The organism is Limnospira indica PCC 8005 (assembly GCF_000973065.1).
Taxonomy (GTDB): domain Bacteria; phylum Cyanobacteriota; class Cyanobacteriia; order Cyanobacteriales; family Microcoleaceae; genus Limnospira; species Limnospira fusiformis.
On sequence record NZ_FO818640.1, the window covers coordinates 2,450,983 to 2,473,721 of the forward strand.

The following is a 22,739-nucleotide window of genomic DNA, read 5'->3' on the forward strand; positions in this document are numbered from 1 at the left end:
ATGTCTTTATTCCTAATTATTACATGATTTCAATGAACAATCAACCTATCTTTCAACAACAAGCTATCCCCGGAATTATTGGCGGATTGGGTCCTTTAGCACATATAGAATTTGAACGGCTATTACTGGCTTTAAATTCCACTCGCGGTGCTTGTGGCGATCGCCAACACCCGATTTGGTTTTTAATTAATGCTACAGACCTTCCCGATCGCACCCAAAGTTTACTAGGAAATCAGCCAAGTTGTGTGCCTTGGTTGGTCAAATATGGTAAAATATTAGAAGTGGCTGGGGCAGATTTTTTGGTGATTACCTGTAACACTTCCCACGGATTTTATAATCTGGTACAGTCTCAGTTAAATATTCCCTGGATTCATATTATGCAGGAGACAGTTAGATTTATTAAACTCCATTATCCTGGACTTAATCGCGTGGGAATTTTGGCTACCGATGGCACTTTACAAGCCCATCTCTATCAGGATAGTTTAACGGCGGCGGGATTGACAGCGATCGCCCCGGTTTTAAACTCGGAATTACAGCAAGATATTATGAATGCTATTTACCATCCAATTTGGGGGATTAAATCCACAGGAGTTCAAATTTTGCCCCCCCCTATTCACATCTTAGAAACCGCTATAAAATGGCTTGAAATACAAGGTTCAGAATTATTAATTGCTGGATGTACAGAGATTTCTGTAGCCTTAAAATTACTGGATAAAACTTCATTAATAGCAATAGATCCCTTGGAAATTCTGGCTAATTTGACATTAGATTTAGCATTTGGCTATGAGAATATTCCCGAAATATCAAGTCCCCTTAAATAGTTACCAATTATTCGATAGTAGTATCTTGAGAAAGCGCTAAGGTTCTGGTTGTCTCAGTTGGTAGAGGGTGAGTATCAGCGATCGCTGCTGTCGCTGCTATTCCCGTGTGTACAATAGTTAAAGTTCGGAAAGGGTCAATAATAGGGTCGATCGCAATTAATAATACCAGTATAGCTTCTAGGGGTAATCCTAAAGGTTTTAAAATTAGATCCAACAGGGTCAGCGTTAAAATTCCTGTCGCCCCCGCCGTGGCCATTCCTGCTAAAATAGAAGCGATAATGATAATTACAAAACTCGACAGGTTAAATTCATAGTTATAGAGTTGCGCCACAAACACCGAAGTTGTCGCAAAATAGGCCACCGGACCAAATCGACACACCGTTATCGCTAGGGGAATGACTAAATTAACTGTTTGTTTATCGAAGTTTAAGTGTTCATCTAAAGCCGAAATAGCAGAAGGTAAACAGGTAAAACTACTACGAGTTGCTAAAGCTAAAATTGTCGGTTCTTTTAAGACCATCAAAACCTGACCAAAACCATAGCCAGACTTATGCCAAATTACCAGGGTACTGATAATGTATATAATTATAAAAGCTACAATGGCAATCACTACAAAATTTTGCATAGCTACCAAAATCCCAAAACCAGTAGTTGCCATTTGGGAAGCCAACAGGAAACACAAACCAAAAGGGAGGAATAAAATAATCCAATCAATTAACTTTTTGGATGTATTAAATAAGGTTTCTAAAATCTTAAATACATCCTCCTTGGCGGGTGATTGTGAATATCCCATAGCGATACCAAATACAATGGAAAAAAATAGTATTTCCAGAGAATTACCCTGGCTTAGAGAGGCAAAAATATTCTCAGGAATTAAGTTAAACAAAAAAGATATCAGCAGTGATTCTTCCCTATTTTCGATAATTTTACCCGTCAAAGATAACTCAAAATCTAACTCAGAAGTATTCACAACTACCCCCAAAGCTGCGAGGGTAGAATCCTCTAAATTACCCCCAGGATTAGTTAAAAATGCGGCTGTTGCGCCGATGATACTAACCCCGAATAAACTCACCGAAAATGCTATTAAAATCCGTTTCACATATTTATTGGCTTCATGACTAGAAATCAGCTTACCCACACTCATTGTTATGGCTGAAAATAACAACGGTAAAACGCACATTTTGAGGAGAATTAGATATAGTTCTCCCAACGGGGTTAACAACAAGGCAATATCTTTATGAACAATGCCAATATATAAACCCAGAAGGATAGAAGGAACAATCGACCAGGGATTTTGTAGGATTTTAATTAACTGCTTAGAGACGCTGTAAAAATTCATATTTTATCAATGGGTATTTGTGTTAATTTTGTGAGTTGAGTTGACGAGACTGAGAGGGGGACACTAACAAATCAGAATAATCTTCTAATAACTGACTAACTGTATATTGTTTTTCGTTCATTGTCAGATACAAATTCACAAACTTTAACAGGTGATTACTAGACCACGGTAAAGCGATCGCGATCGGATCTTGGGTATCTGTTAACGCGACAGTTTGAAAATTTAAAGCTACATTGGGGTAATTAATCAGAATCTTTTTAACCTCCAACTCATCCCGGTATGCTGCTAGTATATCTCCCATCATTGCACCTTTAATTAAATCGTCCCAATTGGAATATCTGATAATGGTAGCTTTGGGAAATTTGTCCATGGCAAATCTCTCATAAGAAGAGGCATTAATCACACCCATCCTTCCTTCAAAATCTCTCAAAAACTCAACTAAATCTCTATTTCTTAGCGCTTGAGTTAATTGCAGGCGATTTAATAAGAGACCATGGCGCATAGTTAAATAGGGATGAGAAAATGAAACAATTTTTGCCCTTTCTAAGGTTTGACTCAGTTTAGAAATCGCCATATCTGCCTCACCTTGAGAAACTAAATTTACCACTTCATTAAAGGTATTGGCACGACGATTAAAGGTAACTTTTACTCCTAAATTTCTGGCGATTCCTTTGGCGATCGCCACATCTAATCCGATTAATTCACCGTTGGCATCTTCCGCAAAAAAAGGCGGCGAATCTTCTTGATTTATCGCGACGATTAACTCTCCTCTATCCATGATTTTTTGCAAGTCTGGCGACATGGAGTTTAATGACTGGTTTGCCTGGGAAACTGCCGCAGAATTTCCTAGTAAAGAATCCCAGGTTTCTTGATTCACTATACCAGTGCTTTCTAAGCCTATACTGAGTTGAAAGTTAGAAATAGCTTCTCTGGTTTTTTCCCCATAAATGCCATCGATCGCCCCTAGATAATACCCCTTTTCTTGTAAGCGTTTTTGCAGTTCAATAATATCATAATCTGCCCCAGCTTCAGTCAAGTCTAAATCCCAACTATTACTATCAGGCGAAGTTTCAGCACTGCTTAATTGTGCCAGATTTACTAGAGATTCTGAAGAGACAAAAATGGGCGCATCTTGAGTTTTTACTGAGGGGGTAAAAATCAAAATACTTGCCAAGCATATAGCTACTAATATCAGAACTTTGTATTGCCAGTTAGAGAGTATTTTCATATTAAAAATAATTGCTTTGCTGTTCCTTTCACATCAATTTAGGTTGACAGTTTTCGGAAGTTGTTTTTATCCCCCCCAAACCTTCAAGACTAAATTTTGAGTATTCAGCGATTCAGTTAGTATTCCTAGCTATAGGATTATGGTACTTTACGGTTGTTGCCAATCTTTTCCGGATTAAATCCGAAGTATACAGCCCTTTCAGTAATTATGCAATACGTCTTCACTCGTCTCTCTACCCGGGTGGGAGAGGGATTGAGGGTGAGGGGAATCTTTGAAGCGAACAACCTGTAGCAGCTTCTACAACGGTCTGTATGCAGGTATCCCTAATCCAGCGACACACTTGGACTCTACCATTATACATCATGCGATCGCCATTACCATCATTTTCAGCCAACCCACAGACCCTAAGTAATATAGCCAGTTGGCAGAAATCAGGTTTTTAGGTAATAATTAAAGTATCGCCGATATTCTCAAGTAGTTTCGCACTCATTAACAAATCATGTCTAATCAAAAACGAGAACCTGGAGGCTGTGGATGTGCCAGTATTCCCTTTTCAGTAATTCTGCTGTTTTTAGGTGGAGGTTATTGGCTATTTACACAGCGAGATAACTTGGAAATTAGTCGGTTTTTAAATCATGAGATTATCGCCGATATTCCATTTTTGAATACTTGGGCAACTTCCACTGATAAATCACCGCCTACTTTACCCAATATTCCAGAAATTCCTCAGACTACCAATCCTGAACCGAAACCACAACCCCAACCACAACCGGAAGCCCAACCGGAAACGCCACCCAAATCACCAACCATCAAGCCACCTTCCCCTATACCATCATCCCCACTCAATACCTGGGAAGGTAAACCCATTAGAGGCATTTATTTAAGTCGTTATCAAGCCACAAATAACGCTAGCGAAGAAACCATTAGGGCTAGGGTTCGCTACTATCGCGATCGCGGTATTAATACCATTATTCATGGGGTATGGGGTAACGCTTGTACCATGTATGAAAGTCAAGTAATGCAGGCAAAATTTGGTTATAGTAGCTGTCAAAATTTGTTTGAAGAAGAATGGATTGATTGGTTGATTGATGAAGCCCATAAACACGGCATGGAAGTTCATGCTTACTTTGAAAAAGGCATTAAAATAGATGAAAATAGTCACGCCTTTGATTGGGCAGTCCAGAGAGGTTGGATCGTCCCAGGAGTCGATCGCACTCACCCAGGAGTTGATCATTATGTCTTGAATGTGGGTATCCCAGAAGTTGCTCAATTTTTTACTGATATTGTGGTTGAATTTGTCCAAAAATACCCCACCATTGATGCTGTACAATGGGATGATTATTTGGGTTATCATGATGAGTTACCCGGTCAAATCGATCGCACTCCTAAATTAACTAATTTTGTCCGCAATATGATTGCACAAATGAAAGCCGCTAACCCCTCAGTTAGTTTTGATATCTGCCACCATAACCCCTATTGGGCAAAACAGTATTTTGCCGCAGACCTAGAAGCATGGGGGGTCGATCGCTTTTTTATCCAGGTTTATGCTGAAGAAAATTTTGATGATGAAATGGTCTATGTCGAAGCCTCTGATGGTATTTCCATTACCGAGAGACAATTGAATCGATTGCCCGAGTTGATTGATAATCCTAACATCCCTAATATTTTGCTATTTCCTCTCTCAGGAGAACCCGAAAGACTCGCCGACAAGGTGCATGAATTGACCATTTGAATAAACTTACAAATTAGGTGAATTATCATCATTTCCTCCTGTGGCTTCCCTGCTTCTATTCTACAGTTAAATTATCTCGGGTTGATTTTTTGGTCAATTTTTTTAAAAAATAGCCCGCCGAAATCGGCCAGAGGGGTTGACAGGCGGCGGCGATTAGTGATATCATATTTACATAATCTTAAATAATGGTCATTATTGCAAAAAAATAATTTAGTGCATATCTGTATTATATAATATGATAGCATCAGCCGCTAAAAAAAGCAAGTATCGCCACTGAGGGAGGAGGGATTTTAATTTTTGGAGGTAATCAGTTACAATTATTACAAATATTAAAATTATTGCCATGATTGCCATTGTATAGACTTTTTTTCGATCAGGTCAGCCCTCAAGGCATTTGCTAATACAGATGAATAATCAACCCTTCAGAGATTTAAATAGTAAATGGGCCGACCAGGTAAGGAATGGTTGTCAGGAACTGCGCGACAGCTACGAAATCAGACAGACTTGGGATCATATCATCGCGACTATGGCCCTGCGGATTCGGCGATCGCTGAAACTCAAGGAAATTCTACAGACCACAGCGGATGAGGTGCAAAGATTACTAAAATGCGATCGCGTTTTATTGTACGAAATCGACTTGCATGGGAATGGTGGCATTGTGGTAGAGGCGGTAGAGGATGAGAGGTGGTCCTTAGAGGGTTATATTGTAGAAGACATCTGTTTTCTAGAGTTGGGCAAACCATTATATAGCGAGGGAGAATTTAGAGCGATCGCCAATGTTAGCACAGCGGATTTAGTCCCTTGCTACCGGGAATTTTTGCAGAACTTGCAAGTGGAAGCCAACCTAGTAATTCCCCTATTTCAGGAATCGGATTTATGGGGATTATTAGTTGCCCATCATTGCACGGAACCCAGAGTTTGGGAACAGCCAGAAATTGACGGTTTACAACAAATAGCCATTCAAGTAGGCATAGCCCTAAATCAAGCGAATTTAATAGCCCAATTAAAAAAGACCAAAGCGGAACTACAGCAGCAAGTAGTAGCCCGAACTGCAGAACTTTCCCAACTGAATCAACAACTAAAGCAGAGAAACGAAGCCCTACAAAATGCAGTAGTTGGCATTTCCCAACTAGATCCCCAAGGTCGGTATACCAAGGTCAATGCAGCTTATGCGGGTATCTGTGGCTATGAACCAGAAGAGATGATCGGCAAACCTTGGCAATACACAGTTCATCCCGATGATATCCCGTTACTAGAAGAAAAGTATCAGATTATGCTGCATCGGGGGAAAGTGGAAACGATCGCTTTGGGTGTGCGCCGGGATGGTTCAGTATTTTATAAGCAGGTGATGATGATTGCTAACTATAGCGCCCAGGGGGTGTTGTTGGGGCATCACTGCTTTATGAAGGATATTACACAAGAGAAACAAGCCGAGATAGCCCTACAGGAAAAAACAGAAGAACTCGATCGCTTTTTTTCCGTCACCCTAGACTTACTCTCTATTGCTGATACAAAGGGGCATTTTTTGCGTTTGAATAGCCAATGGGAAAAAACCCTAGGTTATCCAATAGCACAACTGGAAGGCAAACAGTTTATGGATTATGTACATCCAGAAGACCGCCAAAAGACCCTAGAAACGATAGAAAAATTGCGATTAGGAGAGGAAGTGATTAATTTGGTCAACCGCTACCGTTGCCAAGATGGGTGCTATCGTTGGTTAGAATGGCGATCGGTTGCAGTTGGCGATCGCATATATTCAGCAGCCCGTGACATCACCCGTCGCCAACAAGCGGAAGCCCAATTACAAAACCTGTCAACCCGCCTTTCCCTCGCCCTAGAAGCAGGTCAAATTGGGGCTTGGGATTGGGATCTCAAAGATACGGTAAACTGGGATCAGCGGATGTATGAGATTTTTGGGTTGCAAGGTTGGCCGCGTAAAGTAGTCTATCAAGACTGGGCTAATCTCGTCCATCGAGATGATATTACCGAGGTTGAAAAGGCTATCAAAGCAGCCATAGCCCAAGATAATTTTTTTAATGTAGAATTTCGTATTGTTAGACCCGATGGAATCAAGCGTTGGTTGCGAGGGGCAGGCATAGTCCAGCACCATAGTGACGGTACCCGGAGCGATGACGGGGATTAATTACGATATTACCGATCGCAAACAGGCGCTCATTAGCCCTCAAATACAGTGAAGCCAAATATCGCACCATTATTGAAACCACCCAGGAGGGAGTGTGGGTTTTAGATAAGACAGATCACACCAGCTTTGTCAATCAGCAAATGGCAAAAATGCTAGGCTATTCTGTCACGGATATGCTGGGAATGTCTTTCCTAGATTTGATCGACACAGAAGGATCTTCGATGGCTGAAATTTATCTAAACCAGCGTCATCAGGGTATAATGGGTCAACATCGCGCCAAGCTGTGCCACCGTGATGGTAAAGTGGTCTGGGCTTTGGTTTCTGCTACACCTTTGTTTGATGATATGGGGCAATATGACGGCTGCATTAAACTGGTGACAGATATCACCCACATGGTGGAAATACAGGAGGCTTTACAAACTTCTGAGGCGCAGTTGGCTAGTGTATTAAATAGTTCCCTTGATGGGATTATGGCTTTTCGTTCTCTGCGGGATGAGACTGGGGAAATAGTGGATTTTATCTGGTTGTTGACTAATCCCACGGCTGGCAAATTGGTGGGGCGATCGCCTCAAAAATTAATCGGTAAACAATTATTAGAAGAAATGCCGGGAAATAAAACTGATGGTTTATTTGATGCCTATGTCCAAGTGGTGGAGTCCGGCGAACCTTTCCAGTATGAGTTTCATTATCAACATGATGGCATTGACTGTTGGTTTGAAAATGTGGCGGTTAAATTGGGGGATGGTTTTGCGGTCACTTTCCGGGACGTGACCCGAACTAAACAGTCAGAAAAGGCTCTCCAACAAGTTAATCAAGAGTTGGAACAAAGGTTAGATGATCTCAAGCAGCGTCACCAAGAGATGGTGATTTTGGGTGAAATTAACGAATTTTTGCAGGCTTGTAACAATGTCGATGAGGCTTATGAGGCGATCGCCCGCCCAGTCGCACCTTACTCTTCCCTGAGTGTTCGGGTGGTCTGTTTAGAACCTGTAGTTCCCACAACCGGGTTGAAAATGTGGCTCGGTGGGGGTCTGATTTACATTCAGCAGTTGATTTTGACCCTAAGCATTGTTGGGGACTGCGCCGGGGTCGTCCCTATGAAGTAGGAAATCAACGCTCAGGTCCTCGGTGTCAGCATATCCAAAACACTACAGAATTGGCGGTTACCCTTTGTATTCCCATGGTAGCTCAGGGGGAAACTTTGGGATTATTTTATCTAGCTACCAAAACCGCCACGGCTTTATCTGAACCAAAACAGCAATTAGCCCGCACTGTATCGGAACAGTTAAGTTTAGCGATCGCTAATTTAAACCTCCGAGAAACCCTCCAAAATCAGAGTATCCGAGATCCATTAACTGGATTATTTAACCGCCGCTATTTGGAAGAATCCTTTAATCAAGAGATTCTCCGCGCCCAACGTCAACAGCACCCCATTGGTGTGATCATGCTAGATATAGACCATTTTAAGCAGTTTAACGACACCTTTGGTCATGATGCAGGGGATTATGTCTTACGGGTGGTTGCTGAAGTATTGAAAAACAGTGTGCGCGGTTCAGATATTGCTTGTCGCTATGGCGGCGAGGAAATGACTCTAATTATGCCAGAATTGTCTTTACCCGCTATCTGCGATCGGGCTGAAGCTATCCGCACTGCTATTAGCCAACTCCATCTCAACCATAACGGTCAAAATTTAAACACCCTCACCGCCTCTATAGGAGTTGCTTGTTTTCCTCAACATGGAACTACCCCAATGGCTGTAATCAAGGCGGCTGATGGGGCTTTATATCGCGCTAAGGCTAACGGACGTAACTGTGCGATCGTTGCCACCTTATCTTAATTTATTCTACCTGCTTCTGGGAGAGTTTGTCAACCTTGCCTAAAGGGTGAAGTTAGAATAAGAAATAGCGCTGCGCCATGGGTAAAACTGTGGCGGGTTCACAGGTTAGTAGTTCCCCGTCTGCCGTGACTTCGTAGGTTTCTGGATCTACTTCGATCTGGGGTAAACTATCGTTTAATTTCATGTCTAATTTGCTCAAATGGCGGGTATTAGATACGGGAACTGTTGCTTTTTTTAAACCCAGTTTTTGCATAGTTTTACCCTCTAAAGAAGCCTGGGAAACAAAGGTTAAGGATGTGGCAGATATCGCGCCTCCAAAACTAGCAAACATCGGACGCATATAAATGGGTTGGGGTGTGGGAATACTGGCGTTGGGGTCTCCCATTTGTGACCAGGCGATCGCCCCCCCTTTAATCACGATTTCCGGTTTAACTCCAAAAAATGCCGGTTTCCATAGACATAAATCTGCTAATTTACCCTCTTCAACCGAACCGACATAATCATTAATTCCATGGGCAATAGCAGGATTAATGGTATACTTAGCAATGTAGCGTTTAGCCCGGAAATTATCATGGGTTTCTGCCGCATTTTCTGGGGATGGTAATAACCCCCTTTGTACCTTCATTTTATGGGCGGTTTGCCAAGTGCGGATAATGGTTTCTCCTACCCTTCCCATAGCTTGGGAGTCCGAGGCTATCATACTAAATGCGCCTAGGTCGTGAAGGATATCTTCGGCGGCGATCGTTTCCCGACGTATGCGGGACTCGGCAAAGGCGACATCTTCGGGAATATGGCGATCGAGATGGTGACAAACCATCAACATATCTAAATGTTCTTCTAGGGTATTTGCAGTATAAGGACGGGTGGGGTTCGTCGAGGAAGGCAGGACATTTTTATAACTACAAACTTTGATGATATCTGGCGCATGACCACCCCCCGCGCCTTCCGTGTGGTAGGTGTGAATTACCCGGTCTTTAAACGCGGCTATGGTATTCTCTACAAAGCCCGCCTCATTCAGGGTATCTGTGTGAATAGCTACTTGAATATCATATTTATCCGCAACTGTTAAACAAACATCGATCGCCGCTGGTGTAGTTCCCCAATCTTCATGAAGTTTTAAACCCATTGCGCCCGCCATTACCTGTTCAACTAAGCCCTGGGGTTGGGCGCTGTTTCCCTTCCCTAAAAATCCTAAATTCATCGGGAAGGCTTCCGCCGCCTGTAGCATTCTATGAATATTCCATGGTCCGGGAGTACAGGTGGTGGCATTAGTTCCGGTGGCGGGTCCAGTCCCACCCCCTAACATGGTGGTAATTCCAGAGGCGATCGCTGTTTCAATTTGCTGGGGACAAATAAAGTGAATATGGCTATCAATTCCGCCAGCAGTTAGGATTTTACCTTCTCCAGCAATCGCCTCTGTAGACGGACCAATAATAATATCAACGTTGTCTTGAATATAGGGATTTCCCGCTTTACCAATTTTGCAGATTTTACCGTCTTTAATACCCACATCAGCTTTAATAATTCCCCACCAGTCTAAAATTAGGGCGTTAGTAATTACCACATCAACCGCGCCATCTTCCCTGGAAATGGGAGATTGTCCCATACCATCCCTAATTACTTTACCACCCCCAAATTTGACCTCATCTCCGTAGGTAGTTAAGTCTCTTTCAACTTCTATAAATAGTTCTGTATCGGCTAATCGAATGCGATCGCCTACCGTCGGTCCGAAGGTTTCCGCGTAGGCTTGTCTATCCATGCGATAACTCATTTTTAGCTCCTAATTAATCACAATATAGCTATTTTCAAGCTGGCGGCGGGTTAACTCACCAGATTTACTTAGGCTTTTTTTTAGACTTATCTTTTTTGCGTTTTTCCCGCTTAACTTCGGGTGATAATGTGCCATTAATTAACCCATTAAAACCGTAAATTTCACGACTTCCGGCTACAGTCACTAATTCGACTTCCCGGTTATCTCCGGGTTCAAATCTGATGGCTGTACCAGCGGGGATATTTAACCGCATTCCCCTAGCCGTTTCTCGGGCAAATTCTAAGGCGGGATTAACTTCGTAAAAGTGGAAATGAGAACCGACTTGGATGGGGCGATCGCCTGTATTAGCTACATGAATTTTCACAGTTTCGCGACCCGAATTAAGTTCGATTTCTCCTGGTTTAACGATTATTTCTCCGGGAATCATAGTTAATTAAATAGTGATTGTTTTATTGGATGGGATTATGAACTGTTACCAATTTCGTACCATCGGGAAACGTCGCTTCTACCTGTACCTCGTCCACCATTTCCGCTACCCCTTCCATCACATCATCTTTAGTTAATAGAGTCGTTCCATAACTCATTAAATCCGCCACAGTTCGACCATCTCGCGCCCCTTCTAAAATGGCAGCAGATAGGTAGGCGACAGCTTCGGGATAGTTTAATTTAACTCCCCTGGCTTTACGTCTTTCCGCTACTAAGGCGGCAGTAAAAATTAGTAGTTTATCTTTTTCTTGGGGTGATAGTTGCATTCACAACTCCTTAAATGAGTCCAGTTATTAAACATTCCAAACTCGCGGTTTGGTGATGTTTTTTCCTGATAAATTGGGGCGTAATAACTGCCAAATTTCAGTAAACCAGGCGATCGCTTCTTGGCTAGACGGACCACGATAACGACACAATAACCCTGATAACAGTTGAGTCGCCCCGGCTTCCCCTTCCCTTTGGTGTTCACCCCACAGCATTCTAACATGGTTTAGGGTCTCTTTGGAAACAGGTTCACCTACCCAGGTGAGGGTAGCAACCACAGGCCATCCTCCTAAGCCGTGGGGACTCTCTAAAATGGTTTCACCCCCAGGAAGCCATTGTCTATCTATCCATAGGGGTTTCTCATTTTGCCATATTTCCGTGTGCGATCGCCACTCTCCCTCCATAAATTTTTCCCCCCTGGCTGAACGACCAAACCGGGTAATTTCCCATCCTAACCAGGTCGCTTCTGGGGCTAATTCTACCCGTAAATCTTGACGATAAATAGCACCATTAAAAATGATGGTTTCTCGGGGCAGATATTCTAAATAAGCGCCTTTTTCTAGTTTAATCTTAACATTTTGGCTGGCAGTTTTTCCCGTGCTACGATAAACTCTACTCGCCGCCGCCGTAGTTAATAAAACTTTCGTATCCGCTTGTAAATGCAGGTTCTGCGATAGGCGATCGCCCCCCACCATTCCCCCCGCTGTATGTAATGCTACACTCTGGCAAATTTCCTCCCCTGGCGGATAAAAAGGGCGTTGGATTTTATAGGGCGCGATCGTATACTTATTAACTACTTGGGTAATTCCATTATTTTGGGAATATTTCAGGTTAAGAATACCATGCCATTCCGACCGGTTAAAGTCACTCATTAATTGATAATTGATAGAGGAGTTATATCAAAGTCCCCCCACTGGGGATAGGGATTTAGGGTGAGGGAAACCATTAAGCTGGAAATAGATAGTTGACTGCTAATTATTTTTGATGGTTTTTTGATGCTTTAACACCGCATCTCTCAATTGTCCTTGACATTCATCAAGCAGTTTAATTCCCCCTGACGCATCTAAATCAGTCCAATACATTAATAGGGCTAATTTCACCGATTTATTACTGCGTTCTAATAATTCTGCCGCTTGTGAGCGAGTCATACCTGTTAAATCAATTAAAATACGCATCGCCCGATCGCGTAATTTATTATTCGTCACCGCCACATCAACCATGCGATTACCGTAGACTTTTCCTAGCCTCACCATCACACTGGTTGAGATGATATTTAATGCCATTTTGGTGACAGTTCCCGCTTTCAGACGAGTCGAACCCGCCAGGATTTCTGGACCTACTAAAAGGCGGATATCTACATCAGCATCAAAGGTCACTTGTTCCCTGGGAACACAAGCCATAAATATCGTTTTTGCCCCTCGACTTTTCGCTGCTTGTAGCGCCCCATAAACATAGGGAGTTGTGCCGCCAGCCGTAATTCCTAGGACGATATCTAACTCCGTGATTTGGCGGTGGGCGATCGCTTTTTCCCCATCTGTCGCCCTATCTTCTAATTCTTCCGAACTACGAATTAATGCCCCTGCGCCCCCCGCAATAATCCCCTGTACCAGTTCCGGGGGACTACAGAAGGTGGGCGGACATTCAGCCGCATCTAACACCCCTAAACGGCCACTCGTACCCGCCCCGACGTAAAATAACCTCCCCCCTTTTTTTAGGGATTGTGTAGTTATGTCGATGGCTAGGGCCAGGGATTCGCGGGCATGGGCGATCGCCAGTAAAGTTCTGACATCCTCGCGGTTGAACAAATCCACCAATTCTAGGGAAGTCAGGCGATCGAGGTTTTCGCTACTCGCATTAGCCTGTTCCGTCAATAAATGGCCCCGCGTTTCCAAATTAGTCATGTTTTGCTGTTGGTCCTTCACAAGTTATCAGGCTAAAGTAAACCTTCTAGGCGACGGCGAATGCTGTCGAGTTCGTCTGATGGGAATTCTGAAGATTCCTCTGAGTCCCTTTCGTCTTGGGTTTTGCCTTGCTTTTCCCACTCCAACTCCTCCACATTATTTTCTGGAGGAATCGCTAAAGCCCCAGACGGAATCAGCTCCCAATCATAATCTACACTGCGACAGAATTCTTTGATTTCATCATCATCAATTCCCTCAATACAGGGACTGGGGAAATCTTGGGCTTCCAACAAACCACCAAAGCGGATGGCATCGTCTTCCTCCTCAAACATTAACACCTTATTGCGATCGCCCATCTGAATTGTATGGATTCCCTCATTATCAGTCCCGGCATTGAACAGCAAGACATAGACTTTCATGATCTTGAATCGGGTTGTTAACAACAGCTTGATCTTATCTTACAACCTCCGATCACCTTTTTTCTCAACTCCACCATGGATCCCCATTCCAGACCCAGCCCCTTCCGGTTGAGATGTGCTAACCAGTCTGCTAGACTGTCTCCACCAGCTAAATATCACAATATTGGAGGATTATCTTGTATGAATTATACCATATCCGGTGCTGAAATGCCAGCCATTAAAACATTTGTTCACAATCAAGTTAAGTTTCCTGATCGCTTTAATTCAACCATTGACAATCAGGATGAGATGTATTTATTCGCCCTCCAAAATCAAGGCAGCCCTGAACGCGCTATAATTCGTTACTATAGCAATGGCATTCGCATTTTTGATGCCGTCAAACAAGTCGTTGATTGGCATTTTGGCAGCTTTCATAAAATCAGTGCCTTTTTAGACTTTGCTAGTGGCTATGGTCGCTCTACCAGGTTTTTTGTGCAAGAAATACCCTCAGATAAAGTCTGGATTTCTGATATTTATGCCGAGGGGGTAAAGTTTCAGGTTGAACAATTTGGCGTTAATGGTATTGTGTCTACCTCTCAGCCAAAAGACTATCTTTGTAGTCAGAGTTTTGATGTGATTTTGGCTTGTTCCTTTTTTAGCCATCTCCCTAAAGCTACCTTTTCCCAATGGTTAAAGGTGTTATATAACTTACTTAATCCCAACGGTTTATTATTATTTAGCGTCCATGATCGCAGTTTATTACCATCTCATTTAATGATTGATGATTCCGAGTTATTATTTTGTCTGAATAGTGAAAGCAGAACTTTGGACTTGGGGGAATATGGAACCAGTTATGTCGGCGAAAATTTTGTCGCTAATACCATTGCTGATATTTCCGACCATCAGGCTGTTTATCATCGCATACCGCAGGGAATTTGTCGGTATCAAGACCTATATATTTTGGCGAAAAATCCGACCATGACTTGGGAGAATTTTCGATATTATCATCATCCTATAGGAAAAATTGAACATTGTCATCTTACCGCTGATGGGGTTTTGGAATTGGGGGGTTGGGTTTCCGAAATTAACCCTGGTGGTCAGGTTTCCGAAATTTTGGTTTATCTAAATACTCTCTTAGTTTATCGGCAAACAATTACCTGCTCAGATAATTATGACCACCAATGGCATTTTAGCTTAAAGTTAGATCAGGTTAATTTGGACGATATTATTTTAGTCAAAACTATTAATAATTTTGGCTTAGAATGGGTGTTTGATTGTGCGCCACTGGAGTTTTGGTTGAGGGGTAACTAATTGCTATGATGAAAATCACACAGTCTCCAGTTTTAATTATTACCGAAATCCATAAATATGGGACTTTTGGGCATTCCTCAAAGAAGTAATGATGCCTTGTGGCGATCGATAAAATACCATTAGGCACTAATGTGATTCTGCCAACACTTGGAAAAGGACAAGGCCTTGCCTACTAAGCGAGACACTCCTTGCCTCAAGGTATTGTTAAACCCCCTTTTTTTTGAGCCTTACCTGGACTTGGCGGCGTACAGAGACATATTTCTGATTAACGTAGTTTGGCAGCCAGGGTTCAGGCACTTGGACGGCTCCTGCTATTCCAGCCTGGGGAATTCCCTCAGTCCGCAAACGGTCAATCAGAGACCGTGTTCCTTGGTGAATCACCTTTTTGGTGGGGTTTTCAACAAACTGTGGTCCACAATCACGACACTTGAACCGTTGTTGGCCGCTTTTGAATCTGTCTTCAACTTTGGTACAGATACCTAATACTAGCACCGAGATGATGATACCATTTACGGAGGTCAAGGTAATGACTCTCGTAGGTGAAACAGGTAGCGACCTGTTATTGGGTGATAGGGGGGATGATACTTAATGGGTATTAGCGATCGAGTTCCTGGTTATACATTAATTGATCACTTTGCTCTGGATGAGGATATCATCCAGTTAACGGACTTCCGAGGAACTTTTCGACTCTAACCTTCCCCCGAACAATTACCCCCCGGTACAGCAATTGTCGACCAAAATCGCCAAGGAGATTTTGACTTAATTGCCCTAGTCAAGGACGTTTTCTGCTTTGATTTAGAGGAAAATTATTTTATATTTTCTTAATAAATCGCCAGAATGTTCATGTTGTACAAGTAAATGACCATGCCGACCCAAATATCGGATTTTTAGCCAAATTTCCTGAGCTAAAATCAGGGTAGCAGAAAACATAGTCCAAGTCCGAGTTGTTGTTTATTTTTTATACCCATGGAAGACCTAATTCTAAATCTAACCAATACCGAAACCCCGTCAACCCCGTCAACCCCTGTACCTCCCCGTGTATCGACAGATGAGATAGATACCTTATTTGGTGGTCCTGGCAATAATGTTTTCCTGCTTCAGAATCATTTTGATCAATTGCCTCCCCTGAGTCCAGCCACGACTCAAATTGGTACTAACAATGACGATGAGTTATTTGGAACCAATGGGAATGATGTCATCCTAGGTCGCGGCGGTAATGATACCATTTACGGATTTATGGGTGATGATTTCATAGATGGTCAAGGGGGAGATGACCTGATTTATGGCGGTCAGGGTAATGATATCTTATCAGGGGCTGAAGGTAGAGATACCATATTCGGCGATATCGGTGATGATATCATTTACGGTGGCGCAGATGACGACCTGTTATTTGGCAACCAGGGCAATGATACAATTTATGGTGACGGCGGTAATGATACCATCTATGGCGGTCAGGGAGACGACTACCTAGTAGGCGGTAGTGGTAATGATCTGTTATTTGGTGACCAAGGAAATGATACCCTAGTGGGAATAAGTCGCGCCGGAAGAGGTTACACCCTGATCGGTGATTTTGACCCAGAGAAAGATACGGTGATGTTACGGGGACGCAGAGAAAATCATGAATTAGTTCCATCCCAGGAGCTATCTGTTGCTACCAATGTTAGTCTACCAGAAGGAACTGCAATTATTCAGACCACCCTAGATGGTACTCAGCAACTGTTAGCCGTTATTCAGGATAATTTCTTTTTGGATATTGACGCGAGTTATTTCGACTTCTTATGACGGTTTCAGGGCGCTAATGATTAGTCATAGCGCCCTTACCATCATCCCCTTAATTATTGTCCAGTTTCGCACTACAGGTTAAAGCTACATCCACCAATTCATCTGGGGCTTGTCCAGTTTCCTGAAGTTGCTGTACGATGTCCACAAACTCCTCAATCGAAAATCGATCTTGATACTCAAAAATGGTACACTGACAGATAGTTTGCGCTTGTTGGGGGGTTAGCCCTGACCTCTGCGATCGCTCACGACAATTGCTCACATAATTGCTGACAAACTCTTGAGGATAAGCATTCCTGGGTTGTTGTTGGTAACTAGGAGATTCAGCAGCAGCCATCGTAGAGACAGTCACCGTGAAACTTAGGGAACCTAAGAAAAAAAATTGTTGCCAAATTTTGGGTATGCTCATGCTATTAATTGGATTCCGTATCAGCCTGCGGAAGTCTCCACAACTTGACATTATAGCAGTAGGATTTGGTACGCCTTAGATGAGTAAGCCTCAGAACACCCCCAGGTTGATTAGACAAGGCGCGCGCCGCCGAGTCAAAATTTTGCTCATAGCAGCGTGCGCCTTAATGTTATTCATGAGTCTAGGACTGGTCAATCACCTGTTAATAATGCGATCGTCCGCTAGAGAACCCGTTGATACCTTCTTAGTATTGGGGGGAAGTATCCGCCGAGAAATCTATGTTTCCCAACTAGCCACAGAATATCCACAAATCCCCATTATCATTTCTAAAGGTTCCGACGATCCCTGCATTGTCAAGCTATTTGAGCGCAACAAAGCCCCCAGCCAAGGAGTTTGGTTAGAAAAATGTGCCAACTCCACCTTCGGGAATTATATGTTTAGTCAACCCTTACTCACCCAATGGGGTGCGCGCCATGTAAAAATCCTCACCTCAGATACCCACCTTCCCAGGGCCCAATGGATGGCTAAAATCATGTTAGGAGCCCATGGGATTTGGCCTGAAATGGAATTAGTAGAAGAATCCGGGATACCCGGGAACACAGAATCTCTGATCAAAACCATATTAGACCTCAGCAGAGCCATACTTTGGGCTTTTTTTAGCCAGATCTGGCAACCGAGTTGTTCTGATATTGTTCACCTTCCAGAAGTCGATATGGCTTCCTGGTGTGTAAATGGTTTTACCTGCGAGTATCAGGGGGGAGTTGATCCCGAATCCCTATGCAATTAGAAAATCAGCAGAAGTAACCGCCGATCTCTAAAATGGAGTCCAACCAGTTCGCAGCATTAGAGTGGGGTGCTTTTCTGTGTCTGTTGGCCAACCAAGACCTACAGCTTTTTTGTTGAAATTTCCCTGGGAAATGCTATAATGATTAATGAGCTTGGAAATGCCTGGAGAGGTGGCAGAGATGGTCGATTGCGACGGACTCGAAATTCGTTAGGGGTGCAAGCTCCTCGTGGGTTCGAATCCCACCCTCTCCGGTTTTGCTCAGGCTCAATCATGACCAGCCCTGGCGCTAATCCCTACCTGTGCGAGCGATCGCGCGCGAGGGGTTAGGGCAGGGTTTGGCTGTTTTTATGGCTGCTGTGGATATCTGTGTAACGGATCTTTACGATCGCTACTGAGAAGGTATTATCAGTGATAGGATCCCGTAAAAACCTTTGAGATAATTTTCTATGGTAGAAACACTGACAGGAAAAGCTCCCAAATTCGGTGGTAGCACAGGTGGTCTTCTCACCAAAGCCCAAGTTGAGGAGAAATATGCCATTACCTGGACCAGCACCAAAGAACAGGTGTTTGAAATGCCCACAGGTGGCGCAGCTATTATGAACGAGGGAGAAAACTTGCTCTATCTGGCTCGCAAAGAGCAGTGTCTCGCCTTGGGAACCCAACTGCGGACTAAATTCAAGCCGAAAATCGAGGATTTCAAAATCTATCGGATTTTCCCCAATGGCGAAATGGAATATCTCCACCCCAAAGATGGCGTTTTCCCTGAGAAAGTTAACGAAGGTCGGGAGTTCAACGGAAAAATCGATCGCAAGATTGGTGACAACCCCAACCCAGCTAGTGTCAAATTCAGCGGTAAAGCCACCTACGAGTCTTAGGGGTCTATGGGTAGGGGCGGGTTCACCGGACTTTTCATTCAGATAATGAGCTTTTGTAGCACCCACCCCTACAGTACAGGTAAACTCCCTATAAGATCAGGTTTGCTGGTTCCTGATTTTTCACCAAAAACCAGCATTTTCTGTTATTTTTGATACACCGTAGCATTAAATTCAGCTACCAATTTTCCCAAAAATTACAACGATGATTTTTCCAGATTTCTCCCAATTCTGCCAACTACAGGCTAGGGGTAACTTCATTCCTGTCTATCAGGAGTGGGTGGCGGACTTGGATACACCAGTTTCGGCGTGGTATCGGGTTTGTGCAGGTCAACCTTACAGCTTCCTGTTGGAGTCAGTCGAAGGTGGGGAGAAAATTGGGCGTTACAGCTTTCTGGGTTGTGATCCTCTGTGGACTTTATCCGCCCGCGGCGATCGCATGATTCAAAAATTTAGGGACGGTCAACAACAAGATTTTCAAGGCGATCCGTTTAAGGTATTAGCTGACTGTCTTAAACCCTATCAACCTGTCAAATTGCCAGAACTACCGCCGGGAATTGGGGGACTGTTCGGGTTTTGGGGTTATGAATTAATCAACTGGATTGAACCACGAGTCCCCATTTATCCCCTTACAGACGATGATTTACCCGATGGCCTATGGATGCAGCTTGATAGTTTACTAATTTTTGACCAGGTGAAGCGCAAGGTTTGGGCTATATCTTATGCTGACCTGCGGGAAACAGACCCAGAAACAGCCTATCAACAGGCTTGCGATCGCGTTACTCAATTGGTAGATAAACTGAGATCTCCCCTATCTCGTCAGAGTACCCTATTACAATGGACTCCCCCCGATAGCAACAAATCTGATGATACCGAAACATCACGCCAATACAGCAGCAATTTCTCCCGCGACCAGTTTTGTGCTGCTGTTGACCGGGCGAAGGACTATATTAGGGCGGGAGATATCTTTCAGGTCGTCATTTCCCAACGCCTGGCGGCACAATACCAAGGCGATCCTTTCTCCTTGTATAGATCCCTGCGTTTAATCAATCCTTCCCCCTATATGGCTTATTTTAACTTTGGGGATTGGCAGATGATTGGATCTAGCCCGGAAGTGATGGTCAAAGCCGAAAAAAACATTGACGGAAAGGCGCGCGCCACCGTTCGCCCCATTGCTGGAACCCGCCGCCGTGGTAAAAACTCCCAGGAGGATCAACACCTAGAGCAAGATTTGCTACAGGACCCCAAAGAAATCGCCGAGCACGTTATGCTAGTAGACCTCGGACGTAATGATTTAGGGCGCGTCTGCCAAAATGGAACCGTAATGGTTGATCAGTTGATGGTCGTCGAACGCTATTCCCATGTTATGCACATTGTTAGTAATGTGGTGGGAGACTTAGCAGATGATAAAACTGCTTGGGATTTATTAAAAGCCTGTTTTCCCGCTGGGACTGTTAGCGGTGCGCCGAAAATTCGGGCTATGGAAATTATTAATGAGTTGGAACCTAGCCGCCGAGGTCCATATTCCGGCGTTTATGGCTATTATGATTTTGAGGGACAACTAAACACGGCTATTACGATCCGCACTATGATTGTCCGTCAGGGGGAAGATGGTATAAATCAAGTTTCTGTACAAGCGGGGGCTGGACTTGTGGCTGACTCCCAACCGGAAAAGGAATATGAGGAAACCCTCAATAAGGCGCGGGGGTTATTGGAAGCCATTAGCTGTCTGAAAACTTCTCAGAGTTAGTTTTTATGAATTTCTACATCGTTGATGTTTTTGCAGAAGCTAAATATGCCGGAAATCAACTCGCTGTTTTCTTCGGTGAGGGTGTTTCCTCTCTGTCCGATGAGGAAATGTTAGAAATTGCCCAGGAAATTAATTATTCAGAAACTACTTTTATCCGTTCCGAGGGAATGGTTGATGGTGGCTATGATGTCAGGATTTTTACCCCTTCCAAAGAATTGCCTTTTGCGGGTCATCCTACCCTGGGAACTGCTTATATTATTCAACGGGAAATGATTAAAAAACCTGTTGATCAGGTGGTATTGAATTTGGGAGTCGGTCAAATTCCGGTGACTTGGAGTAATGGTAACACTGACCAAGAGTTGTTATGGATGCGCCCCAGTAATCCCGTTTTTTATAATTGTTTAAATCCGGCATATGTCGCCCCGGTTTTGGGTTTGGAAATGGCGGATTTTGACGATAACTTTCCCATTCAAGAAGTGTCAACGGGGATTCCTTTTTTAATCGTCCCTCTCAAAAATCAAAGGGCTTTAAAACAGGCTAAGGTTAATTTAGACCATTATGGTGAGTTTATTAAAAACACTAATGCTAAGGAGATTTTTGTTTTTTGTCCTGAACCCTATGACATGGAAAATGATATCAGCGCTAGGATGTTCGCCCCGGCTTTAGGAATTGCCGAAGACCCAGCCACGGGAAGCGCTAATTCTTGTCTGGCAGCTTATTTGGTGCATAATTCCTATTATAATAGGGATGAGATTAATGTGCGTGTGGAACAGGGTTATGAGATTAATCGCCCTTCTTTACTATTTTTAAAAGCCCAAAAAGTTGGGGATGAAATTGATGTCATGGTGGGGGGAAAAGTGGTGGCGATCGCTAAGGGAGAATGGTTGAATTAACTTAGCTAACTGCGGCTTCTAGCATTTGGATAGTTCCGCGATCGCTATTAATTTCTACCATACCACCTATGGCTATGGTAAATTGGTCGCGAATATGACCTATGGCTGAACCATACCAGGCGGGTATTCCTAGGGGTTGAATATGATCTACTAACACTTCCCATAAGCTAAAAGATGATTCCCCTTCCCTCCCCGGTGAACAACGGCTACATTGTCCGAAAATAAACCCCGATAATTGATCTAAAATTCCGGCTAGTTTTAATTGGGTCAATAGGCGATCGACCCGGTAAACATCCTCGTTAATATCCTCAATAAATAGAATTTTTCCCGACCAATTCGGTAGATATTCCGAACCCACCAACCCCGCTAAAACTGATAAATTACCCCCCACCAGTTGACCCCTGGCGCTACCGCTGGTAATAGTTTCTACCCGAATATTCCCAGGATTTTCAAACGTAACAGCTTCCCCTGTCAACAAAACTCGCTTTAAGTAATTCACCGAAAAACTCCGCCAATGAGAAGTGCCTAATAATCCGTGAAATGTGATAAAATTGCACTGGGAATATATCGCCAATAATAATGATGTGATATCACTATAACCAATAATCACCTTGGGATTGTTGCGGATTATGTTATAATCTAATAAGGGTAAAATACGGGCAGCCCCCCAGCCACCGGCGGCGGTAATAATTCCCCGAATATTCGGATCAGCAAACATGGTATTAACATCGGCGGCGCGGTCTCGATCTAATCCGGCTAAATAACCATATTTATCCATCAGGTGAGGTGCGGCTTTCGGATTAAGTCCTTGTTGCATTAATTGCCAAGTTACAAATTTTAACTCCTGTGTGGTAATCCATCCAGAAGGCGCAATTATTCCCACTGTATCCCCAACCCGCAAACGGGGTGGTTTAATAGGATTAGGAGAAGATGCTAATACCGGAAATCCTGTTGCTAAAAGTGTCAAACCTAACTCACTTATAAATTGGCGGCGATTTTTCATAGATCTAATTTTCAT

The 22,739-nt window shown here is 43.4% G+C and carries 23 protein-coding genes and 1 tRNA gene; 13 read left to right on the forward strand and 11 right to left on the reverse strand.

The annotated features are described in order from the left end of the window. Positions 1-32 precede the first annotated feature (32 nt). The gene (locus tag XZ46_RS10745; protein WP_008050413.1) at positions 33-821 is read left to right on the forward strand and encodes an aspartate/glutamate racemase family protein; all 789 of its coding nucleotides are present in this window, start codon (positions 33-35) and stop codon (positions 819-821) included. Positions 822-828: 7 nt separating this feature from the next. Here XZ46_RS10745 and XZ46_RS10750 read toward each other — a convergent pair whose 3' ends face one another. Together XZ46_RS10750 and XZ46_RS10755 are read right to left on the reverse strand one after the other, a co-directional pair. Beyond that, the gene (locus XZ46_RS10750) at positions 829-2,160 is read right to left on the reverse strand and encodes a dicarboxylate/amino acid:cation symporter (RefSeq protein WP_008050415.1); all 1,332 of its coding nucleotides are present in this window, start codon (positions 2,158-2,160) and stop codon (positions 829-831) included. 22 nt (positions 2,161-2,182) lie between these two features. After that, positions 2,183-3,388: a transporter substrate-binding domain-containing protein gene (locus XZ46_RS10755; RefSeq protein ID WP_008050416.1), complete on the reverse strand. Its 1,206-nt coding sequence runs from the start codon at positions 3,386-3,388 to the stop codon at positions 2,183-2,185. Between the two features lie 271 nt (positions 3,389-3,659). On the opposite strand from XZ46_RS10755, the gene XZ46_RS34150 reads away from it, so the two are divergent. The 5 genes from XZ46_RS34150 to XZ46_RS10780 all read left to right on the forward strand — a co-directional run bounded on the left by XZ46_RS34150 (position 3,660) and on the right by XZ46_RS10780 (position 9,100). Next, the gene (locus XZ46_RS34150; RefSeq protein ID WP_157234388.1) at positions 3,660-3,800 is read left to right on the forward strand and encodes a hypothetical protein; all 141 of its coding nucleotides are present in this window, start codon (positions 3,660-3,662) and stop codon (positions 3,798-3,800) included. An 87-nt stretch (positions 3,801-3,887) separates the two neighbouring features. Continuing rightward, positions 3,888-5,120, forward strand: a complete 1,233-nt coding sequence (locus XZ46_RS10760) for a family 10 glycosylhydrolase (protein WP_008050418.1) — start codon at positions 3,888-3,890, stop codon at positions 5,118-5,120. Between the two features lie 406 nt (positions 5,121-5,526). Then, entirely contained in the window at positions 5,527-7,263 is a 1,737-nt protein-coding gene (locus tag XZ46_RS34155; RefSeq protein ID WP_008050419.1) for a PAS domain S-box protein, read from the forward strand. A 14-nt stretch (positions 7,264-7,277) separates the two neighbouring features. Further along, positions 7,278-8,369, forward strand: a complete 1,092-nt coding sequence (locus tag XZ46_RS10775; protein WP_228116576.1) for a PAS domain-containing protein — start codon at positions 7,278-7,280, stop codon at positions 8,367-8,369. After that, positions 8,279-9,100, forward strand: coding sequence for a sensor domain-containing diguanylate cyclase (locus XZ46_RS10780; protein ID WP_111893656.1), 822 nt, complete (start codon positions 8,279-8,281; stop codon positions 9,098-9,100). The genes XZ46_RS10775 and XZ46_RS10780 overlap by 91 nt, the downstream gene beginning before the upstream one ends. 52 nt (positions 9,101-9,152) lie before the next feature. Here XZ46_RS10780 and ureC read toward each other — a convergent pair whose 3' ends face one another. The 6 genes from ureC to XZ46_RS10810 form a co-directional block, all read right to left on the reverse strand. Beyond that, complete coding sequence (gene ureC, locus XZ46_RS10785) at positions 9,153-10,871, reverse strand: urease subunit alpha (RefSeq protein WP_006625997.1); 1,719 nt, start codon at positions 10,869-10,871, stop codon at positions 9,153-9,155. A gap of 64 nt (positions 10,872-10,935) precedes the next feature. Continuing rightward, positions 10,936-11,298 carry an urease subunit beta gene (locus tag XZ46_RS10790; protein ID WP_006669016.1) on the reverse strand — a complete coding sequence of 121 codons (363 nt, stop codon included), beginning with the start codon at positions 11,296-11,298 and terminating at the stop codon, positions 10,936-10,938. A gap of 22 nt (positions 11,299-11,320) precedes the next feature. Continuing rightward, entirely contained in the window at positions 11,321-11,623 is a 303-nt protein-coding gene (gene ureA / locus XZ46_RS10795; RefSeq protein ID WP_006619200.1) for an urease subunit gamma, read from the reverse strand. Positions 11,624-11,650: 27 nt separating this feature from the next. Continuing rightward, positions 11,651-12,493 (reverse strand): urease accessory protein UreD, encoded by an 843-nt coding sequence (locus tag XZ46_RS10800; RefSeq protein ID WP_006625995.1) that lies wholly within the window; start codon positions 12,491-12,493, stop codon positions 11,651-11,653. 99 nt (positions 12,494-12,592) lie between these two features. Beyond that, positions 12,593-13,522 carry an N-acetylmuramic acid 6-phosphate etherase gene (gene murQ / locus XZ46_RS10805; protein WP_008050430.1) on the reverse strand — a complete coding sequence of 310 codons (930 nt, stop codon included), beginning with the start codon at positions 13,520-13,522 and terminating at the stop codon, positions 12,593-12,595. 32 nt (positions 13,523-13,554) lie between these two features. Continuing rightward, positions 13,555-13,941, reverse strand: coding sequence for a DUF3110 domain-containing protein (locus XZ46_RS10810; protein WP_006625993.1), 387 nt, complete (start codon positions 13,939-13,941; stop codon positions 13,555-13,557). A gap of 180 nt (positions 13,942-14,121) precedes the next feature. On the opposite strand from XZ46_RS10810, the gene XZ46_RS10815 reads away from it, so the two are divergent. Next, positions 14,122-15,231 (forward strand): methyltransferase, encoded by a 1,110-nt coding sequence (locus XZ46_RS10815; protein WP_008050433.1) that lies wholly within the window; start codon positions 14,122-14,124, stop codon positions 15,229-15,231. 204 nt (positions 15,232-15,435) lie between these two features. Here the strand turns inward: XZ46_RS10815 and XZ46_RS10820 are convergent, their stop codons facing one another. Further along, entirely contained in the window at positions 15,436-15,753 is a 318-nt protein-coding gene (locus tag XZ46_RS10820; RefSeq protein WP_196797686.1) for a hypothetical protein, read from the reverse strand. 444 nt (positions 15,754-16,197) lie between these two features. Here XZ46_RS10820 and XZ46_RS10825 point away from each other — a divergent pair, with 444 nt between their 5' ends. Further along, positions 16,198-17,013: a calcium-binding protein gene (locus XZ46_RS10825; RefSeq protein ID WP_006625988.1), complete on the forward strand. Its 816-nt coding sequence runs from the start codon at positions 16,198-16,200 to the stop codon at positions 17,011-17,013. Between the two features lie 49 nt (positions 17,014-17,062). Here XZ46_RS10825 and XZ46_RS10830 read toward each other — a convergent pair whose 3' ends face one another. After that, a complete protein-coding gene (locus tag XZ46_RS10830) occupies positions 17,063-17,419 on the reverse strand; it encodes a hypothetical protein (RefSeq protein WP_006625987.1) in 357 nt (118 codons plus the stop codon). Positions 17,420-17,498: 79 nt separating this feature from the next. On the opposite strand from XZ46_RS10830, the gene XZ46_RS10835 reads away from it, so the two are divergent. From XZ46_RS10835 to XZ46_RS10855, 5 genes are all read left to right on the forward strand, one after another. Next, positions 17,499-18,206 (forward strand): YdcF family protein, encoded by a 708-nt coding sequence (locus XZ46_RS10835; protein ID WP_046321757.1) that lies wholly within the window; start codon positions 17,499-17,501, stop codon positions 18,204-18,206. 163 nt (positions 18,207-18,369) lie between these two features. Next, positions 18,370-18,457: transfer RNA gene (locus tag XZ46_RS10840), tRNA-Ser, on the forward strand. A 195-nt stretch (positions 18,458-18,652) separates the two neighbouring features. Further along, positions 18,653-19,081 carry a photosystem I reaction center subunit II PsaD gene (locus XZ46_RS10845; protein ID WP_006616635.1) on the forward strand — a complete coding sequence of 143 codons (429 nt, stop codon included), beginning with the start codon at positions 18,653-18,655 and terminating at the stop codon, positions 19,079-19,081. Positions 19,082-19,283: 202 nt separating this feature from the next. Continuing rightward, positions 19,284-20,828, forward strand: coding sequence for an anthranilate synthase component I (trpE, locus tag XZ46_RS10850; protein ID WP_008050446.1), 1,545 nt, complete (start codon positions 19,284-19,286; stop codon positions 20,826-20,828). Between the two features lie 5 nt (positions 20,829-20,833). Beyond that, positions 20,834-21,721, forward strand: a complete 888-nt coding sequence (locus tag XZ46_RS10855; protein WP_008050447.1) for a PhzF family phenazine biosynthesis protein — start codon at positions 20,834-20,836, stop codon at positions 21,719-21,721. A 1-nt stretch (position 21,722) separates the two neighbouring features. Here XZ46_RS10855 and XZ46_RS10860 read toward each other — a convergent pair whose 3' ends face one another. Continuing rightward, on the reverse strand, positions 21,723-22,724 hold the full coding sequence (locus tag XZ46_RS10860) for a S66 peptidase family protein (RefSeq protein WP_008050448.1): 1,002 nt from the start codon (positions 22,722-22,724) through the stop codon (positions 21,723-21,725). Between the last annotated feature and the right edge of the window lie 15 nt (positions 22,725-22,739).

What these genes read in the sequence shown, in the direction of transcription:
- XZ46_RS10830 (WP_006625987.1), bottom strand. Translation starts at nt 17,419, where the DNA reads ATGAGCATACCCAAAATTTGGCAACAATTTTTTTTCTTAGGTTCCCTA.
- XZ46_RS34155 (WP_008050419.1), top strand. Translation starts at nt 5,527, where the DNA reads ATGAATAATCAACCCTTCAGAGATTTAAATAGTAAATGGGCCGACCAG.
- ureC (WP_006625997.1), bottom strand. Translation starts at nt 10,871, where the DNA reads ATGAGTTATCGCATGGATAGACAAGCCTACGCGGAAACCTTCGGACCG.
- XZ46_RS10855 (WP_008050447.1), top strand. Translation starts at nt 20,834, where the DNA reads ATGAATTTCTACATCGTTGATGTTTTTGCAGAAGCTAAATATGCCGGA.
- XZ46_RS10845 (WP_006616635.1), top strand. Translation starts at nt 18,653, where the DNA reads ATGGTAGAAACACTGACAGGAAAAGCTCCCAAATTCGGTGGTAGCACA.
- XZ46_RS10825 (WP_006625988.1), top strand. Translation starts at nt 16,198, where the DNA reads ATGGAAGACCTAATTCTAAATCTAACCAATACCGAAACCCCGTCAACC.
- murQ (WP_008050430.1), bottom strand. Translation starts at nt 13,522, where the DNA reads ATGACTAATTTGGAAACGCGGGGCCATTTATTGACGGAACAGGCTAAT.
- XZ46_RS10750 (WP_008050415.1), bottom strand. Translation starts at nt 2,160, where the DNA reads ATGAATTTTTACAGCGTCTCTAAGCAGTTAATTAAAATCCTACAAAAT.
- ureA (WP_006619200.1), bottom strand. Translation starts at nt 11,623, where the DNA reads ATGCAACTATCACCCCAAGAAAAAGATAAACTACTAATTTTTACTGCC.
- XZ46_RS10810 (WP_006625993.1), bottom strand. Translation starts at nt 13,941, where the DNA reads ATGAAAGTCTATGTCTTGCTGTTCAATGCCGGGACTGATAATGAGGGA.
- XZ46_RS10815 (WP_008050433.1), top strand. Translation starts at nt 14,122, where the DNA reads ATGAATTATACCATATCCGGTGCTGAAATGCCAGCCATTAAAACATTT.
- XZ46_RS10800 (WP_006625995.1), bottom strand. Translation starts at nt 12,493, where the DNA reads ATGAGTGACTTTAACCGGTCGGAATGGCATGGTATTCTTAACCTGAAA.
- XZ46_RS10790 (WP_006669016.1), bottom strand. Translation starts at nt 11,298, where the DNA reads ATGATTCCCGGAGAAATAATCGTTAAACCAGGAGAAATCGAACTTAAT.
- XZ46_RS10760 (WP_008050418.1), top strand. Translation starts at nt 3,888, where the DNA reads ATGTCTAATCAAAAACGAGAACCTGGAGGCTGTGGATGTGCCAGTATT.
- XZ46_RS10835 (WP_046321757.1), top strand. Translation starts at nt 17,499, where the DNA reads ATGAGTAAGCCTCAGAACACCCCCAGGTTGATTAGACAAGGCGCGCGC.
- XZ46_RS10745 (WP_008050413.1), top strand. Translation starts at nt 33, where the DNA reads ATGAACAATCAACCTATCTTTCAACAACAAGCTATCCCCGGAATTATT.
- XZ46_RS10860 (WP_008050448.1), bottom strand. Translation starts at nt 22,724, where the DNA reads ATGAAAAATCGCCGCCAATTTATAAGTGAGTTAGGTTTGACACTTTTA.
- XZ46_RS10755 (WP_008050416.1), bottom strand. Translation starts at nt 3,388, where the DNA reads ATGAAAATACTCTCTAACTGGCAATACAAAGTTCTGATATTAGTAGCT.
- trpE (WP_008050446.1), top strand. Translation starts at nt 19,284, where the DNA reads ATGATTTTTCCAGATTTCTCCCAATTCTGCCAACTACAGGCTAGGGGT.